Source organism: Azospirillum canadense (assembly GCF_025961225.1).
Classification (GTDB): Bacteria; Pseudomonadota; Alphaproteobacteria; order Azospirillales; family Azospirillaceae; genus Azospirillum; species Azospirillum canadense.
On the sequence record NZ_JAOQNG010000005.1, the window covers coordinates 134486 to 151545 of the forward strand.

The window sequence follows — 17060 nt, forward strand, 5'->3', positions numbered from 1 at the left end:
GGTGGACGAGCGCCCGCAACGTCAGGGCGGTCTCGATCGCCACAGCCGAAGACCGGGGTTGCCCACCGCGTGTGATCCGTGGGGCGGCGCGCCAAGCCTGGATGACGTCCTCGCTGACCCAAATGGTCAAACTGCCACGCTGGCGCAGCCCGGCCTCATCAGCGGTCCAATTGGTCACGCGGCACTTGGCGCGAGGAAACTGGTGGCGATGAGTGGCGTGATGTTTGAACGGCATTGGGCAGCAGCGGTGGCGGGCATCAACAGGGGGCCGGTTTGTACGCCAGTTCGCAAAGCGCCGCCAATTCCGCATCCGCCCACCACGCTAGCGTCTCCTTGAAATTTCCAGTGGCATGACCGTGTAAAGCTCCGCCTCGAAAGATTTAAAATAAATTTTAAATGCGCGTCCTGTTGTCTTGGCGTCGCCATCAGAAGCAAACGAAGAATACTCGGATATGCCGCATCCAAATTAGCTGCTCAACATTTTCGACATATCGGTTTACCATTTGTTTGCAAATGCGAATTAGCGTGCGAGGTGTGCCTACGATGGAAAGCGTGCGGGTAGAGCCGGTTTATGCAGCCCCATTCTACTTCCCGATTTGGTGTGTTTCCGGCATTTCTGGCAGTGGCTCGGACCGGCGTGATGGCGACGCTCACAGATGCCACGTTCGCCGCAACCTTAAGGCGGCCCGATCGGGTGCGCTTCTCCGCCGTGCTGGCCACCGTGCACATGGCGGTCGAGCGTGGCGCCGCGCGCAATGGAAACTTGGTGGAATGGAAACTTGGTGGATGTGTCCGCCGCGTGGACGATCCTATCGTCGCAGCCCCTGGACGCCGCCAAGCGGGTGAGGGTGATTGGCATCGACGGCACCGTACGGCTGTGTCACCGCGTCAAACATTGCCAACTCCGCCGCCGTTTGATCGTCGCCGCCGAGCGAACCGCCACCCGCGCTTTCACCCCCTGGCTCACGGCGACCGGCCTCGCCCGGACCACCTGAACCAGTGAACGAGCACCTTGGTCACGCTTGGTTCGTCAGCCGATCACGGCGTTGACGGCACCCCATTCATAAACGAGTCCTCGTCCGCATTCCGCATGCGTGAACTGGGACAGACGTCCAGAAAGGAACAGAGGCGCCATGTCCATCAGAAATCGCGGGATCGGGGTGATCAGCCTCCTTTCCGGAATGGTCTTCGTGGCCGCCGCGGTAAACCTCGGTGAGCGCTGGCACACCTTCAGCCGGGCCGAGGAAGCGGTCCACCTCGAGCAGCTCGTGCAACGGGAGTTGGAGCTGGCGGGCGCGCTCAGTGTCGAGCGTGGCCCCATCAACCAGGCGCTGCGTGGCTCAACGATCTCTGCGAAGGTCCAGCAGGAGCTGGACGCCGATCTGAAGGCCAGCGAGGACGCCTTCGAGGCCCTGCAGGCGAGCGCCGCCGGCACGCCGGCGGCGACCAAGCTGAGCGATCTGCGCATGAAGCTGGCGACCGCGCGCGCCCAGGCCATGGCCATTTGGTCGCGGCCGAAGGAAGAGCGTTCCGCCGACGCGGCCGCCGACGTGCTAGGGGCCTTCAATGCGGCGATCGAGGCCATCGGTCGGTTCGCGGGCACGGACGTCGCGAAGGCCACCGAGCTGAGCCCTGAGGCGGGTGGCCTGCTGGCCATCGCGCGCAACGGCTGGACCATGCGTCTGGCCGTCGCCGACATCTCGCTGCCACTGTCCAACCTGCTGAGTGCCAACAGGACCGCCACCCCCGCTGAGCGTGACCGCTTCAACGTCACGGCGGGCCGGGTTGAACAGCTGTGGACGGATATTGTCATGCGCGGCGATGCCGAGACTGCCCCGGCTGGGCTGCGCAAAGCCATCCAAGGCGCGCGTGACGACCAATTTGGCGCCGGCAAGGCGGTGCGCGACCGCGTCCTGAAAGCGGCGTTCGGCGAGGGCGCCTACGACATTTCGCTCGACGATTGGCGCACGTCCGCGGTTTCGGCCAACGCCTCAGTCCTGCGTATTCGCGACGCCGCGCTTGACGAGGCCCGCGCGCGTACGGACGCCAACCGCGACGAGGCGTTGGCCGGCATGCGCATTGCGCTGGCCTTGATGATTGGCGCGGCGGCCGTGGCCGGCTGGGTGGTCACCATTTTCGTGCGCACGGTCGTCCGTCCAATCGTTGCCCTGTCCGCAGCCATGGGCACCCTGGCCGAGGGCGGCAAAGCCGACATCCCGTTCCGCGACCGCCGCGACGAGATCGGCCGCATGGCGAAGTCAATCGCCGTATTCGAGAGCGCCATGCGCGACGCCGAAGCGCTGCGCGCCGAGCGCGAGGAGGCCAAGCACCAGGCCGAGGAGCGACGCCGTGCCGACATGCGAGCCCTGGCCAACTCCTTCGAGGACCAGGTCCGCGACGTCGTCCGTCACGTCGCCAGCTCCTCCGCCGGTCTGAACACCACCGCCGGCGCTCTATCCGCGGCGACCGAGCAGGCGACCCGCCAAGCCACCGACGCCGTGGCCGCCGCGGAGCGCGCCTCCGGCAGCGTCGCCACCGTGGCAACGGCCGCGGAGGAACTGTCCGCCTCCATCGGCGAGATCGGCCGCCAGATCGCCCATTCGACCGAGATCACCCGCAACGCCGCGGCGCTCGCCGACCGGACGAACGGCATCATCGGCGGATTGGCCATGGTCGCCGAGCAGATCGGCACCGTCGTCAACCTGATCAGCGACATCGCTGGTCAGACCAACCTGCTGGCGCTCAACGCCACCATTGAGGCGGCGCGCGCCGGTGACGCCGGCAAGGGTTTCGCGGTGGTCGCGGGTGAGGTCAAGGCGCTCGCCAACCAGACGGCCCGTGCCACGGAGGGCATCGCCCAGCAGATCAACCAAGTCCAGGGCTCGACCCGCGAAGCCGTCGACGCGATTCAGGGCATCGTGGAGACGATCGGTGACGTCAGCCGTACCTCCTCGGCGATCTCCGCGGCGGTCGCCCAGCAGCAGCAGGCCACCAACGAAATAGCGCACAACGTCGATCGCGCCGCCGAGAGCACCCGCGCGGTGGCCGGCAACATCGCCGGCCTGCAGCAGGCGGTGATCCACTCCGGCGAGGCCGCCTCGCAGGTGCTGACCGCATCGAATGGCCTTTCTGCGCAGTCCAAGGTGCTCGATGGCGAGGTCGAGGGCTTCGTGGCCCGCATCAAGACGGCATGATGGTGCCGTTCCCGTGCCGGCCTTGCCGCGTTTTGCGTCTCGCGGGACGCGGTGGCGTGCCGCCCAAATCGGCCTCCGCGGTCCCGTGCCTGGCCAACCGGCGGTGCGCGGGCGATCCATCCTTCGCCGCCCGTCCGGCAAAGCGTGACCGATGCCATGCGTCTCCGCCGCTCTCTATCCCGGTGCTCGGAGCAACCATGGAGATGGCCGCCACGTCGTCAGCCGCACACGGGTGCCGGGAGAAGCCTGCGCGACAGGTTCGGTACAACCCGGGGCTGCCACAGTCTGCCGCCGTCGCGCCCGGTCTACGGGCACTCTATCCGGAGGCCGCCCTGGCAAGCGATCCGGGCCTGGAACGTCTGCGGGGATCAAGGCCAAACCGGGAGCTGATGCGCGGCCCCAATGGTGAGCCGGACGCAAGCGAGCGCCGAATGTACGCGTTCCGGATCAGGCGCCCCTTTGGCGTAACCGTTGCTGGTGGATGTCCGACATGGCTGCGTTCAACACCATCAACAATGGCGTCCGCACCATCCGTGGCTTTCACGACGAGGCTGACTCGGTTTCGGTTGCTCATGCGGAGCGTGGTAAAACCTTTCCAGCGCAAAAAGGCTGCATCGCTCTCGTGTTCAGCCATACCCAGAAGAAAATGCTGCCTGCAGCATAAGATGACCGGCCCGCGTGTCAAACAGCGAGCGGATACGGAAGCTTTAGCACAAAGTTCAGAATTCTGTAGCGCGCCGCTCGCGCGGCGTTAAAGCAAAAGAACACTTTGGACTTCATAAGAGCAGAACAATGGAGGGGATTGTGGAGACGGTACGCCAGCGTGCGGAAACTCAGACCTCCGCGCGGCACAGTGTTGAGATCGACAACACGTCTTTCCGGGGCATCGTCCAGGGCGACGCCGACTTGAACTTTCAGTGGGCGGCGGTGCTGATTGACTCACTGGTTGCCTGCGGCGTCACGCACGCGGTGATGTCCCCGGGAGCACAAATGGCTCCCCTGTCGCTTGCCTGTCGGGCCAACCCGGAGATGACGGTGAGCGTTGTGATTGACGAGCGCTCGGCCGCCTTTCTGGCACTGGGGCTGGCGCGCGCAACCCGTCGCCCCACCGTCCTGATCTGCACGTCGGGCTCGGCCACCGGCCAATGGTACCCGGCCGTCATGGAGGCGTCCGCCGGGCAGACACCCCTCATTCTGCTGACCGCGGACCGGGCGCCCGAGAACCAGGACCGCAGTTCGGCCCAGGCCATCGACCAGATCAAACTGTACGGTTCGCACGTCCGGGCCTCCCACCACCTGCCACCGCCCGACGCGAGCATTGCGGCGCTGGTCCCGCTGATGGCGCGGGCCTACGAGCAGAGCCTGTGGCCGGCGCCGGGCCCGGTCCACATCAACGTCCCGTTCCGCGACCCCTTCATCCCGCAGGATCGCAGCAAGCTCTTCACGCCACAGCCGGCCACAGTCTCGCGCCCGCAGGTAAGCTCCCAGCCGACCGAGCTGCGGGAAATCGCGGAGCGCATCGCCGGCCGGCCGGGTGTCATTGTCAGCGGCGCTGGTGAGCTGGACGGCGACGCGGCCGCGGCGATCATCAGCTTGGCCGAAACACTGGCGTGCCCCGTCATTGCCGACCCGCTGAGCAATCTGCGCTTCGATCCGGCCGCCGACGATCATGTCATCGCCGGCGCCGACAGCTTCCTGCGCTCGGCGGCCTTCGCCGGGGCGCACCATCCGGGCTGGGTTCTCAGTGTCGGTGGCCCGCCGACCTCCAAGCCACTTCTGCGGTGGCTGCAGAACGCCCGGGTGGCGGACTACATCGTCGTCGATCCGTCGCCACGATGGCCCGACCCGCTGCTGCGCGCCACACGACTGCTCCGCGCCAGCCCAGCGGCGCTCTGCCGGGACCTGGCTACGGCAGTCGGGGCTGCGCCGGCAGCGCACGGATGGCTCACCGGGTTCGTGGCCGCTGACCGAGCGGTTGAAGCGGGCATCGCCCGGGTGGCGGGTGTGGGATTCTGGGAGGCGCAGATCGTGCGCCGTCTGATTGCCGCCGCGGCGAATGGCAGCGCCCTGTTCTCCGGGAACTCAATGGCCGTGCGCGATTTTGATAGCTTCTCGGGGAAGGCGCCCAGGGGCTTGCGGCTGCTCGCGAACCGCGGCACCAACGGCATTGATGGAAACGTCGGCACCTTCCTTGGTATTGCGGCGGCGCAACGCGGGGTGACGACGCTGGGGCTGATCGGCGACATGGCCTTCGCGCACGACGTCGGAAGCCTGCAAATGGCCGGCGATCTCGACGTCGTTCTCGTCGTCGGCAACAACGGCGGCGGCGCCATCTTCGACTATCTGGCGACCGCCAAGGCGCCGGAGTACGCCGACTTTCTCGCCCCACCGTCCATCGACATCCGGCTTGCCGCGGAGGCCGCAGGCTGGCGGACGTGGCGGGCCGAAGACGCCGAGAGTTTCGATGCGACGTTCGTGGAGGCCATGCGCGCCCGTGGCCCGCGCCTCATCGAAGCGGTGATCGACCGTGCGGAGAGCGTGGCCAGTCACAAGGCCTTCTGGACGGCGATGGAGACGATGCCGGCGCACTGGAATCATGACGTGGCCCGGCGCTGTCAACGTGCCGCCGGAGCGAGCAGGTGAAGGCAGCGTGGTGCCGTGAGGCGAGCAGAAACGGCCTGCGCCCGTGCTCCCCATCGATTCACGCAACGCGGACATAGGGCGGGCGTACCAAGCCGAACATGCGGTTGAGCGGGTTGCCAGCGACCTTGAGCTCGGTGCGGCGGCCCTCATCGCTGTGGGCGCGCAGGCGGTGGCCAATCACCTGCCTGCAGCGCGTGATCGCCGCCTCCACCTGGCCCGCGCGTTATCGCCGGACGCCCGCTGCCAGGCCATGCGCCCCATCTCGGCAATGGCCAGGAGATAGCGGCCGCGCGGGGGTGGCGCGGTGTCGACGGTGGCGCTGAGCACGGCATCGGCGCGTGGCGGGGCGATCACCGCCGCTTCCCGACGGCGGGCTACCTCGGTCGCGTAGACGTCGGTTCGGTCATACCCGCCGTTGCCGCCCAGCCTTTTCAGCGGAGCGGTGACCGGCTCGAGCAAGGGGCCGACTGGCGAGGCGTTGTTGACGTCGGGCGGGGCCAGTTCCACGGCAACGATCAGGCGCGGGGCGGCATCGACACCGACGTGGACGTTGCGCCAGGAGCGCCGCTATTGGGAGCCGGGTTTCGCCGCCAGCCACGCGCCGGGTCCGCTGAGCTTCTGCCCGCGGCTGCCGGCCAACCGGTGCAGCGTGACAGCGGTCTGCGGACGACGTTCCACGGCCGGGTTCGGGTCCGTCGATTCAGCGTGGTGTCTGAACCGCATCGGGCGGCTTTGGCGGCCGGCGCCGGAACGCACGCCTTCTACGCCGAGTCGTCACCCCCCGCCAAACCCGCATCCCTGCACCACGCTGGCCCGACTTGAAACTGCGCAAGGGAGCCAGACAGTCTGGAGGCCGCGTTCTGAGCAACCAACGACTTTTTAGGCGGAAGCCAACGCGAATGCGGTGAAATCCCCGGGTGGCATCGGACGAGCAAAATGAAATCCTTGCTGCCGATGGATGCCAATGCTGTCCAGCCAGGCGGTCGTGTCGGCATCTTCAATGCCTTCGGCCACCACCTCAAGCCCGAGCTCGTTCGCGATACTCATGCTTGCACGGATGATCGACGCCGCGGCGTTGTTCTTGCGGGCGCTCACGACGAAGTCACGATCAATTTTGATTCCGGAAAAGGGGATGCGCTGGAGCACGCTCATGGAGGCGTAGCCGGTCCCAAAGTCGTCGAGGTGGACTCCCGCCCCCCAGGCGCGCAGCCGGGCGACGGCGCTCGCGGTCGTTTCGAAGTTTCGAATCGACTGGGTTTCGGTAAGCTCGATCCGCAGACACGACTCCGGCACGCCCAATTCGACGCACAGGTCATGCAGCCATTGAGGCAACGTCAGATCCTCAAGATCCTCGGCCGACAGGTTGATGGACACCGGCACGTCATACCCCAGACTGTTCCAATACGCTGCAGCGGTGAGTGCTGATCGTGTGACGTGCCGCGTCACCTGTCGGATCAAGCCGGCCCGCTCGGCCAGTGGGATGAACACCGTCGGCGGGACCGATTCGCCGTCGAGCGCCCAGCGGGCGAGCGCCTCAGCCCCGACAATCTTGCGGCTACGCGTGTCGATGATGGGCTGGAAAACCACGGCGATGTCCTGCCGAGCGATCGCCGTCTGAAGGCGACGGAGCATGGCGCGCTCTGCGCGGCTGAACCGGCTGAGCCCAACAGCGTCGGCAAGATGCAAGACGAAACGAGCGACGGCGCCGGCGATAGCGAGGACCAGCAACAGCGACACGACGTCCGCCTCGGCCATGCTGAGGCCCATCCATTGCTCAACAATGGTGCGAATGCCTTCCCATGCCGCCGCCAAGACCAGACTGCCCAGGGACACGCCCAGCAGCATGTCCATAATCTTTTGGACCCCGCTGCGTGGAGTCCAGGGCACGGTCGGAATGGTGGCCTTCGGTATGGCTTCGGCGGTCATCGCGCGCAGTTCCTTTCAGAGATCACGTCAGGGAGTGTTGCCATCGCGCGGTATGGGTGTCGGCGAGGGCGACTGCTCCTGTGCCGGATTGGCATGGCCCAGGGCCCCAATCGCCCCCGGACGTGGGGCCTGCGCATCGCCGGCTGCGGTGGAGTGCGGGAAGGCGTCATCGTCGCCGAATGGGAGAAAGCCGTGCAGGGCCAACACCGGCTCCACAATCGCCGCTTGGGTTCCTGCGTGGCTTCGAGAGCTTTGGGGCTGTGCGGACTGGTGGTGGCTCTGTTGGAGAAAGGTCCCACGGTGATGGACGTTCCCGCCGGTAGCGCCAATGCCCGAGAACAGTACGGCGCATGCTGCGCCGTGCTCGGTTCCAATTTTTAGATCATCGATACGTCGCAATGCCGCTGACCCCGAGGGATGTGTGGCGAGCCGATCAGAGCCGCTGGCCGTTGGTGTGGTCGAGGCTTGGATTGGCACAGCCTCGTCTTGATGCGACGCTTCCGCCATCGTGCGTGCGGTCGGATGGCCTGTGGAATGGTTTAGGAGACCTATACCTTAGTATTGTTCCACGTTGTTTGAGCCAATTCCCCCATCCGTGCGTGCACCCATCCGCTGCCTCCGAGAGCTTGATGCGTCGTCCGTGTCTGGGGCGGACAAAAGGTGCTCTGCCCTATGTTGGTTTTTCATACCTTTATCAATATCGATCATGCCTGACAAATAGCTTTTCCAGACTGTTGTTGGCCCGATCGCGCTATAGTATTAATGGTGAACAGTAAAATCTAAGATCTTGTAGCAATTTTAAATAGGATAGGCAATGCTTCAGAGCGTCGAAACCGGGGGCGTCACCAAGGCTTTCCTGCACAGCGTGCTCCAGGACATCGCGTGCGAGGTCCGTGGGCATTTGGGCAATGGCAAGGTGGCGTCCTATATTCCGGAACTGAAGAAGGTCCCCAAAACCAAATTCGGCATGGCGGTGCATACGGCCGACGGCGTTGAGGTGTCGGTCGGCGATGCCGCCGAACCCTTCTCGATCCAGAGCATCTCCAAGCTGCTGACCTTGATCCTTGCGCTTTGCCGCGGCGGCGACGAGGTCTGGGAGCGGGTGGGTAAGGAGCCGTCGGGAACGCCCTTCAATTTTCTTGCCCAGCTCGAGCTGGAAAAAGGAGTCCCGCGGAATCCCTTCATCAACGCTGGCGCGCTGGTGGTCACGGACTACCTGCGGCAAAAGGTCGGCGCCGTCGCGCCGGTGGTGCGCGATTACGCGCGTGTCCTGACGGGAAGTGACGGCATCGACGTGAACACCCAGGTCGCCATGGCCGAGTTCGCCCACGCCCACAAGAATCTCGCCATCGCGCACCTTTTGCGGACCTACCGGACGATCCACAGCGATCCTTCCACCCTCGTCAGGGAATACTGCAACCAATGCGCCCTGGAGGTGAGCTGCAGCCAGCTGGCCCGCCTGTTCCTTCCCCTTGCGGCCGGCGGGTTCTCCCGCATCCTCGGGGAAACGGTCATGACGGAACGAATCGTTCGGCGGGTAAACGCCCTGTTGATGACCTCCGGCGTCTATGATTCCGTGGGAAGTTTTGCTTACCGCGTCGGCCTACCGGCCAAGAGCGGGGTCGGCGGTGGCATTGTCGCCATCGCGCCTGGGAAATGTTCCATCGCCGTCTGGTCGCCGGGGCTTGATCGTTCCGGCAACTCGCTGGTCGGAACGCTGGCCCTTGAGCTGTTCGCTCAAAGGACCAAGCTGTCCGTCCTCGGATGACCTTGCCGGCGGGAGAGCCGGGGGGCCGTCACGCCACCAACCGTTGGGTCAGGGTTTGCACGGACGGCCTGGCGCGCCCAAGCGAGGTCCGCGTCACGTGAAAAGACCGGGGACACGGGCTCCGTTCGTCACCGCTCTCCTCGATGCACCACGGTGACGCAAGGCATTGATCAGTCGCGTTCTCTGCCGAACCAGTGTCTCGCGCACCCGGTGGATGACCAGCGTGCTCTGCTGCTCTTCCGTCTTGACCGGCACGAAGCGCATGTTGGGCCGCTGGACCGCCTCACAGTTCGCTTCGGCGGCGGCCTGATCGTTCTTGTGGCGCTTGACGTAGGGCTTCACAGACTGCGGCGGCATCAGACGCACCGTGTGGCCGAGCCGGGCGCGGGCCCAGTGATGCGCTGAGGCACACGCCTCCATGCCGACCACGCACGCCGGCACAGTAGCAAAGAAGCTCAGCACGCCATCGCGACGCCGACGCTTGGTAAGCACGACCTTGCCCGGCTCGTCAACAGCGTGGACCTGGAACACCGACTTCGCCAAGTCGAGGCCGATAATCGTGGGCTGCATGGAAAGGATCTCCGTCTCCAGAGGGCCGATCCCCTTCCGGTGGGATCACTCAGAAGCGGGGGCGTCCATTCCATCAGAACCCGTCATCATGCCCCATCCGTACCCCGCCATCAGGGGCCCCGTCAACCAGCCAACCGACAAGTTGACGATGCGACCCCACCTCATACGAGGAGCACTTCGTCACCCGGAAGCGCATTTCGGGATGCGGCGGCGGCGGGCAGCATTGTGCTTGAAGGGCATGGTGGGCGCGGCGATCAGAACGAGGGGTTGACCTTCGACACGGCACGTCAGCCCTCCGTAAATTGGCTCGGCAACGCCTCCATGCACCGACGCCAGACCGACTCTATTCGGTCCGATCCGCCATGCGCGGCGCGACACCTTGCTCCAGGAAGCGTTCGACCAACCGCGTCCAGAAGGCGATACCGACCGGAAGGCATTGGTCGTCGAAATCGTAGCCGGGGTTGTGGACCGCCTTGCTGTCCACACCATTCCCAATCCTTAGGAAACAGCCTGGCCGCTGTTGCAGCATGTAGGCGAAGTCCTCGCTGGTCATCATCGGTGCGGCGTCGGCGTCGACACAATCAGCACCGATCACCTCCCGCGCGACAGACGCCGCGAGGGCGGCGGCGGTGGCGTCGTTGACCAGAACCGGGTAGCCGGGAAGCCAGTCGATCACCGCCTTCGCGCCGTAACTTTCCGCTTGCGCATGAACCATGTCGCGGATGCGGGTGCACAGCCGTTGTCGGGTCGTCTCGCTGAAGGAACGGATGCTCAACTCCAGGCGCGCGGTCCCCGCCACCGCGTTGTAGACTGTGCCCGCCTGCAGCACGCCGACGGTGACCACCGCCGGTTCGATCGGGTTCACATTGCGCGCGACAATGGTCTGCAGCGCCATGCCGATACCGGCCGCCACGACGGCTGCGTCGACGGTTAAGTGCGGCCGGCCGGCATGCCCCCCGACCCCGTCGATGGTGATCACCATCTTGTCCGCGGCGGCCATGAAGGGCCCTGCCTTGGTGAGAAAATGCCCCACCGGAAGGCCCGGGTGGGTGTGCATGCCGAAAACAGCGTCGCAGGGAAAGCGCTCAAACAGGCCTTCCTTGACCATCCGCTCGCCACCGCTGTCATGGCCAATTTCTTCCGCCGGCTGGAAGAAGAGGTGGACGGTCCCCGTGAAGTTGCGGGTCTGCGCAAGATTGCATGCGGCCCCGAGCAGCATTGCGGTATGGCCATCGTGGCCGCATGCGTGCATCACGCCGTCCTTGACACTCGCGTGCGGCAGGCCAGTCTCCTCGGTGATCCGAAGGGCGTCCATGTCGGCCCTCAAGCCGATGCTCGCCCTCCCTGAGCCGATGCGCAACGTGCCCACGACGCCCGTCCCGGCGACGCCTTCCGTGACGTCGTAGCCCCAGTCCTTGAGCCGGCTTGCCACGAGCGCGGACGTTCCGAATTCGGAAAAGGCCGTTTCAGGGTTCTGGTGCAGGTGCCGACGGATGGCGCGCATTTCTTCGGCGATGGTGGCGACATCCATCGCATTGCGGCTGCCGCCCGGTTCGTTGGTTCGCGACATTGAGGTTCTTCCAAGCTTTGACGAGTGGGGGCTGCTCACGAGCGAAGGGTGTCGCCCGGCAGGCGCACCGAGAGACGGACCAGGGCTCCCAAGCCGATGATTGCGGCCATCGCGAACAAGCCGCCCCCGAGTGAGCCGGTGAGATCTTTGACAAAACCAATGACCGTGGGGCTGACGAATCCGCCAAGCGCACCGATGCAGTTGATCAGCGCGATGCCTCCCGCCGCCGCCGTCCCCTTGAAGGCGGAAGTCGGCGCCGCCCAGAACACGCTGTAGGCGGCGTAAGTCGCGATGGTCGCAAGCCCGAGACCGATCATCGCAACCACAAGATTGTGCGGATCGAAGGCGGCCATGGCGAGGCCGGCAGCCCCGGCAAGCGAGGGGACAACGTAATGCAAACGACGTTCACCCTTAAGGTCCGAACTGCGTGCGTTCAGAAGCATCGCCACGACGGCGCCGATGTAAGGAATGGCCGTGATGTAGCCGATGGTTCGGAGATTTGTGACGCCGGCTTCCCGGAGAAGAGTCGGCAGCCAGAAGCTGGCCGTGTAGAGCCCGCAGATGGTTGAAAAATAGACCATGGCGAGCGCGTAGACGCGCGGGTTCCGGAGAGCGGCGAGGAAGCTACCCTGTGCGCCCCTTTCGGTCGCGCTAAGCGCTTGGGCAACCTGCTGGCGCTCCGCATCGGTCAGCCATCGCGCGTCCTTCGGACGGTCATCAAGATAGAAGAACGCGGTAATGCCGACCACAACCGACGGCAATCCCTCGACGATGAACAACCATTTCCAACCGGCCAGTCCCGCAACCCCGTCGAGCATGGATATGGCGAACCCCGAGACCGGACCGCCGATGATGTTGCTCACCGGTCCGGCGAGCAGCACGAAGGCCATGATCCGGGCGCGCTGGGCTGCAGGATACCAAAGGGTCAGGTAAAGCAGCATGCCCGGCGCGAAGCCGGCCTCGAACACGCCGAGCAGGAAACGAAGCGTGTAGAAGCTGTAGGGCCCGCGCACGAAGATCATTGCGACCGAACAGCATCCCCAGAGGACCATGATCCGGCTGATGGTCCGGCGAACGCCGATGCGGGTCTGGAGAAGGTTGCTTGGAACCTCGAACAGAAAATACCCGACGAAGAAAATGCCGGCGCCCAGTCCGTAGACGGCGTCGCCGATGCCGGCTTCGCTCTGCATCGCGAGCTTGGCGAAGCCGATGTTTACCCGGTCCAGATAGGCAAGGACGTAGCACAGCAGCAGAAACGGCAACAGGCGGACATTGATTTTCCGGAATGTCGACGCGCAATTGCCGGGCGGTGCGGCCGGCATCACATCCGTAACGGCATGATCGGTCATGGCGGGAGACCTTGCAGGAGGTGGCGGCGCCGATTGAGTGGCTGCCGAACAGTCGCGACTGTGCGGTGGCCCCACCAACGCGAACCATGACGGATTCGCGCCTATCATGTTGCTTGCAAGGCAACAGCGGCCCGCATAGAGTCGCCCCGCCATGCTGCCGATCAACGAGCGTCATCTCCGGTACTTCATGGAGATCGTTGCCTCCGGATCCGTCCGGGGAGCGGCGGAGCGTCTGAACATCGAACCGTCGGTGGTCAGCCGCCAGCTGCGCCAGTTGGAAGACAACCTCGGCTGCGCGCTGTTCACGCGGTCTGGACGCCGCCTGTCGCCGACGGACGCGGCTTACCTCGTGCTCGACCATTGCCACGAACGCCGCGTCAGCGAGGACGCGCTTCGGGCAAGGCTCGCCGACATTGGAGGAGCTCTTCTCGGCCGCATCCACATCGCCACCGGCGAGGGTTACATCGACGACCTGATGCGCTGGGTGCTGGGTGACTTCCGCGCCCGGCACGTGAAGCTGGAGGTCACGCTGGAGCAGGTCGGGGCGCGCGAAGCGGTTCGGCTCGTTTCGCAGGATCAGGCCCACATCGGCGTGGCCTATTGCGCCACAGTGGATCCAACGATCCGAATCGTCCGGTCCTATCAGCAGCCGGTCTGCCTGATCGCTCCCCCGGACCATCCGCTCGCCACATCCGGCCAGCCGCCGTCGCTTGCGGAGATCGCGGCGTTCCCGATCGCCTTGATGACGTCAGGATTCGGGCTCCGGGAGATCGTCCATCAGGCCGAAATTGCCGCTGGCGTCGTGCTCCGGCCGGCGTTGACGACCAATTCGCTTGCCACGGCGCGCAACTTCGTCACCGCGAGCTTGGGCGTGACCTTCACCTCAGCACGGCTGGTCGCCAGCGACATCGACGCTGGACGGTGCCGTGCGATCCAGACGACAAGTGAGGTGCTCAACAGCGCGGAGGTTCAGCTTCTGGTGCGCACGGGACGGCATCTGCCACGCGCGGTCACCAGCCTGCTTGAGTTCCTCGAATCCCGCGCCACGGCTTGGGGCATGTGATCGGCGGCTCGCCCCGAAGGCCTTACCGCGCGGTCTACCGGTCGGCATCGCACAACGCCGCCAAGCGCTCCCTCAGCCATCGATGGCTCAAGTCCGTGTCGAAGCGGTGATGCCAGCCCATGAAAAGCTGGAAGGGCGGTGGCGAGAGCGGCAGCGGGAAAAAATCAACCGTGTCCTGAAAGCGGCGGAGAAAGATTGTCGGCAGGGTGCAGACGAAATTCGACGCCTCCAAAACCGCGGGAGCAAGGCTGTAATGGTGAACGGAGATCCGGACCTCGCGTGAAAGCCCATGGCGGGCGAGAAGGTCGTCAATGACGCCATGGAATCCGCCGCCGGTCCCAGACACGATCACATGATGAAGAGCGGCATATTCTTCCAGAGACGGCAGGGTGGCTCCGCGTGGATGATTCTTGCGCTGCGCCATGGCGAAGTTGTCGGACACCAGGGCCGTTGTCCGCAGGCCCGACGGAACCGAGGCTCTTGAGGTCACGACGACATCAACCTCGCCGCCGTCCAGTTGCTCGCGGATCGTTTTCGCGTCGATGGTCCGGATCGACACACGCAGACCATTCCACCCATGGTCGCGGACCTGCCTGATGAACGGGAGAACAACGATGGCGGCGGCGTTGTCGTTGCAAGCGATGGAAAAGGTGCGCCGGGAGGTGGCCGGATCGAAGTCCACCAGTATGTTCACCGCGTCCAGTACCGCTTTTAAGGCGTCGCGCAGCGGAGCTTTCATCGCTTGTCCCCGCCGGGTCGCCACCATGCCCTTGCCGGTGCCCGAGGGAACCAGCAAGGGGTCCTGAAACCGGTCGCGAAGCCGCACCAGTTGGGCAGACATCGCGGGCTGGCTGATTCCGATGCGGGTGGCAGCGCGGGTGACGTTCTCCTCCTCCAACAGGGCGTTCAGAGAGACCAGCAGCCCCATGTCCGCCGCTTTGATATCGACCATACTTATGCCTGACGTATGAGCTATCGATTTCAAATATCAGGTCTGCGGCACCACAATCAACAGCGAACCCCGAATCGCTTCCAAGGCCTTGTCCAATGCACACCACTCATCACATCGGGACCGTCTCGGTGACACGGGTGACCGAGCAGTGCGGTCCCGGTTTCGCCCCGGACGTTCTCTTCCCCGACTGGGATCCGGCGATGCTTGCCGCCCACCGCGACCTGATGATTCCGGATTGCTACAATGTCGCCGAAGGCCGCTTCATCGCCAGCATCCACAGTTGGGTCATCCGGACCCGGCATCACACCATTCTGGTCGACAGCTGTGCGGGCAATCACAAGAACCGGCCCGCTCTGCCGCGGTTTCATCAGTTGGATACGCCCTTCCTCGCGCGGTTGGCCGAGGCCGGAGTGCGGCCCGAGGAGGTTGATTTTGTGCTGTGCACGCACCTCCATGTCGACCATGTCGGCTGGAACACCCGGCTTCACGACGGCCGTTGGGTGCCGACCTTTCCCAACGCAACCTACGTCTTCTCGCGGGCGGAGCGCGACCAATGGATGGGACCCGCCGGACGGGACGGATTCAATGCCGGCGTCTTTGCCGACAGCGTGCTTCCCGTCATCGAGGCGGGCCAGACGCGTTTCGTCGAGGATCTCGGATCGATCGGCGATGCCGTCCAATTCCACCCGACGCCGGGCCACAGCGTCGGCCATACCGCCATCGAACTGAACGTCGGTGACGCCGTCGGTCTGTTCAGCGGCGACATTATGCACCAGCCGCTCCAGGTGATGCGGCCGGACTGGAACAGCCGGTTCTGCGAGGATGCGGAGCGGGCTCGCGCGTCCCGCCGCTGGCTGCTGGACAACGCGTCCGAGCGGCGGGCGACCGTCTTCACCAGCCATTTTGCGGCCAGCTCGGCCGGGAAGGTCACGCGCACCGCCGCCGGCTTCCGCTGGACCTTCCTCTAATCGTCAGGGGAACGCAACATGACCAACCACCAATCTTCCGGCCGTGAGGCAGAGCCGCGGATCATCTCGGACGATCTGTTTATTCCCAGCGACACGCCCGAAATCCGGCTGTTCATCCGCAACAAGCGACTATCATCTTTGCAAAAGTTCTCGAGCGCCCGCACGATCCTGTTCGTTCACGGATCGACCTATCCTGCCTCAACCTCCTTCGACCTGCCACTCGGTGGCCGCTCCTGGATGGACCATCTGGCAGGGCAGGGCCACGATGTTTACCTGCTGGACCTGCGCGGCTACGGCCAATCGACCCGGCCGCCCGAAATGGACCTCCCGACTGAACAGGGACCACCGATCGTCCGTACCGAAACTGCGGTGCGCGACGTAGCGAGCGCTGTGCATTTCATTCTCGATCGCCGCGGCATCGACCGGCTGAACCTGATCGGCTGGTCCTGGGGAACCACCCTGATGGCGAGCTTCACCGCAGCGAACAATAGGCTCGTCAACCGGCTGGTGCTGCTGGCACCTCAATGGCTGCGGACGACGCCCAGCCTGTCCGACGTAGGCGGCACGCTCGGCACCCACAGGCTGGTATCCCGCGCGGATGCGAAAGAGCGCTGGCTGCGTGGCGTGCCGGACGAGAAGCGCAGGCAAATCCTGCCCGACGACTGGTTCGAGATGTGGGCCGATGCCACCTTCGCCACCGATCCCTGGGGAATGACGCAGTCCCCGCAAAGGCTGCGCGCACCGAACGGCACCGTGCAGGACAGTCGCGAGTATTGGGCCGCCGGCAAACCGCTGTATGACCCGCGGCAGATCCGCGTTCCCGTCCTGCTCGTGCATGCCGAATGGGACCAGGATTTGCCGCTCGACATGTGCCGAACCTATTTTTCCCTGCTGACCGGCGCGCCGTACCGCCGCTGGGTGGAGATCGGCGAGGGCACGCACTCGCTGCTGATGGAGCGGAACCGCTGGCAGCTCTTCAATGAAGTGGACGGATTCCTGCAACTGGATGGCGACGTCCCATCGTGAGCGGGTGCGGAGGCGCTGTTATGGAATTCCT

13 protein-coding genes and 2 pseudogenes are annotated in these 17060 nt (G+C 64.9%); 8 read left to right on the forward strand and 7 right to left on the reverse strand.

Going from position 1 to position 17060, the window contains the following annotated elements; genetic code table 11:
* Window positions 1–16 precede the first annotated feature (16 nt).
* Window positions 17–235: pseudogene (locus M2351_RS25290) on the reverse strand (IS5/IS1182 family transposase); the annotation flags it as partial.
* 547 nt (window positions 236–782) lie between these two features.
* Between M2351_RS25290 and M2351_RS25295 the strand changes: the two are divergent.
* From M2351_RS25295 to menD, 4 genes are all read left to right on the forward strand, one after another.
* Window positions 783–995, forward strand: a complete 213-nt coding sequence (locus M2351_RS25295) for a hypothetical protein (RefSeq protein ID WP_264658830.1) — start codon at window positions 783–785, stop codon at window positions 993–995.
* A 138-nt stretch (window positions 996–1133) separates the two neighbouring features.
* Window positions 1134–3194, forward strand: a complete 2061-nt coding sequence (locus M2351_RS25300; RefSeq protein WP_264658831.1) for a methyl-accepting chemotaxis protein — start codon at window positions 1134–1136, stop codon at window positions 3192–3194.
* 490 nt (window positions 3195–3684) lie between these two features.
* On the forward strand, window positions 3685–3858 hold the full coding sequence (locus M2351_RS25305) for a hypothetical protein (protein ID WP_264658832.1): 174 nt from the start codon (window positions 3685–3687) through the stop codon (window positions 3856–3858).
* A gap of 128 nt (window positions 3859–3986) precedes the next feature.
* Window positions 3987–5837: a 2-succinyl-5-enolpyruvyl-6-hydroxy-3-cyclohexene-1-carboxylic-acid synthase gene (menD, locus tag M2351_RS25310; RefSeq protein ID WP_264658833.1), complete on the forward strand. Its 1851-nt coding sequence runs from the start codon at window positions 3987–3989 to the stop codon at window positions 5835–5837.
* A gap of 177 nt (window positions 5838–6014) precedes the next feature.
* Here menD and M2351_RS25315 read toward each other — a convergent pair whose 3' ends face one another.
* Window positions 6015–6344 carry a hypothetical protein gene (locus tag M2351_RS25315; RefSeq protein WP_264658834.1) on the reverse strand — a complete coding sequence of 110 codons (330 nt, stop codon included), beginning with the start codon at window positions 6342–6344 and terminating at the stop codon, window positions 6015–6017.
* Between the two features lie 372 nt (window positions 6345–6716).
* Complete coding sequence (locus tag M2351_RS25320; RefSeq protein ID WP_264658835.1) at window positions 6717–7763, reverse strand: EAL domain-containing protein; 1047 nt, start codon at window positions 7761–7763, stop codon at window positions 6717–6719.
* A gap of 865 nt (window positions 7764–8628) precedes the next feature.
* Here M2351_RS25320 and M2351_RS25325 point away from each other — a divergent pair.
* Complete coding sequence (locus tag M2351_RS25325; RefSeq protein ID WP_264658836.1) at window positions 8629–9531, forward strand: glutaminase; 903 nt, start codon at window positions 8629–8631, stop codon at window positions 9529–9531.
* 156 nt (window positions 9532–9687) lie between these two features.
* Here M2351_RS25325 and M2351_RS25330 read toward each other — a convergent pair.
* The 3 genes and pseudogenes from M2351_RS25330 to M2351_RS25340 form a co-directional block, all read right to left on the reverse strand.
* Window positions 9688–10101: pseudogene (locus tag M2351_RS25330) on the reverse strand (IS110 family transposase); the annotation flags it as partial.
* A 343-nt stretch (window positions 10102–10444) separates the two neighbouring features.
* Window positions 10445–11671, reverse strand: a complete 1227-nt coding sequence (locus M2351_RS25335) for a M20 aminoacylase family protein (protein ID WP_264658837.1) — start codon at window positions 11669–11671, stop codon at window positions 10445–10447.
* 35 nt (window positions 11672–11706) lie between these two features.
* Window positions 11707–13020 (reverse strand): MFS transporter, encoded by a 1314-nt coding sequence (locus M2351_RS25340; RefSeq protein WP_264658838.1) that lies wholly within the window; start codon window positions 13018–13020, stop codon window positions 11707–11709.
* 151 nt (window positions 13021–13171) lie between these two features.
* Here M2351_RS25340 and M2351_RS25345 point away from each other — a divergent pair, with 151 nt between their 5' ends.
* Window positions 13172–14083, forward strand: coding sequence for a LysR family transcriptional regulator (locus tag M2351_RS25345; RefSeq protein ID WP_264658839.1), 912 nt, complete (start codon window positions 13172–13174; stop codon window positions 14081–14083).
* 34 nt (window positions 14084–14117) lie between these two features.
* On the opposite strand, the gene M2351_RS25350 is transcribed toward M2351_RS25345, so the two are convergent.
* Window positions 14118–15035 carry a LysR family transcriptional regulator gene (locus M2351_RS25350; protein ID WP_264658840.1) on the reverse strand — a complete coding sequence of 306 codons (918 nt, stop codon included), beginning with the start codon at window positions 15033–15035 and terminating at the stop codon, window positions 14118–14120.
* A gap of 128 nt (window positions 15036–15163) precedes the next feature.
* On the opposite strand from M2351_RS25350, the gene M2351_RS25355 reads away from it, so the two are divergent.
* Window positions 15164–16003: an MBL fold metallo-hydrolase gene (locus tag M2351_RS25355; protein ID WP_264658841.1), complete on the forward strand. Its 840-nt coding sequence runs from the start codon at window positions 15164–15166 to the stop codon at window positions 16001–16003.
* A gap of 18 nt (window positions 16004–16021) precedes the next feature.
* Window positions 16022–17029, forward strand: a complete 1008-nt coding sequence (locus M2351_RS25360; protein WP_264658842.1) for an alpha/beta hydrolase — start codon at window positions 16022–16024, stop codon at window positions 17027–17029.
* Window positions 17030–17060: the final 31 nt, after the last annotated feature.

Bases quoted from the DNA above. Each gene is read 5' to 3' on its own strand.
- M2351_RS25300 (WP_264658831.1), top strand. From the start codon at position 1,134: ATGTCCATCAGAAATCGCGGGATCGGGGTGATCAGCCTCCTTTCCGGA.
- M2351_RS25305 (WP_264658832.1), top strand. From the start codon at position 3,685: ATGGCTGCGTTCAACACCATCAACAATGGCGTCCGCACCATCCGTGGC.
- menD (WP_264658833.1), top strand. From the start codon at position 3,987: ATGGAGGGGATTGTGGAGACGGTACGCCAGCGTGCGGAAACTCAGACC.
- M2351_RS25320 (WP_264658835.1), bottom strand. From the start codon at position 7,763: ATGACCGCCGAAGCCATACCGAAGGCCACCATTCCGACCGTGCCCTGG.
- M2351_RS25335 (WP_264658837.1), bottom strand. From the start codon at position 11,671: ATGTCGCGAACCAACGAACCGGGCGGCAGCCGCAATGCGATGGATGTC.
- M2351_RS25340 (WP_264658838.1), bottom strand. From the start codon at position 13,020: ATGACCGATCATGCCGTTACGGATGTGATGCCGGCCGCACCGCCCGGC.
- M2351_RS25345 (WP_264658839.1), top strand. From the start codon at position 13,172: ATGCTGCCGATCAACGAGCGTCATCTCCGGTACTTCATGGAGATCGTT.
- M2351_RS25350 (WP_264658840.1), bottom strand. From the start codon at position 15,035: ATGGTCGATATCAAAGCGGCGGACATGGGGCTGCTGGTCTCTCTGAAC.
- M2351_RS25360 (WP_264658842.1), top strand. From the start codon at position 16,022: ATGACCAACCACCAATCTTCCGGCCGTGAGGCAGAGCCGCGGATCATC.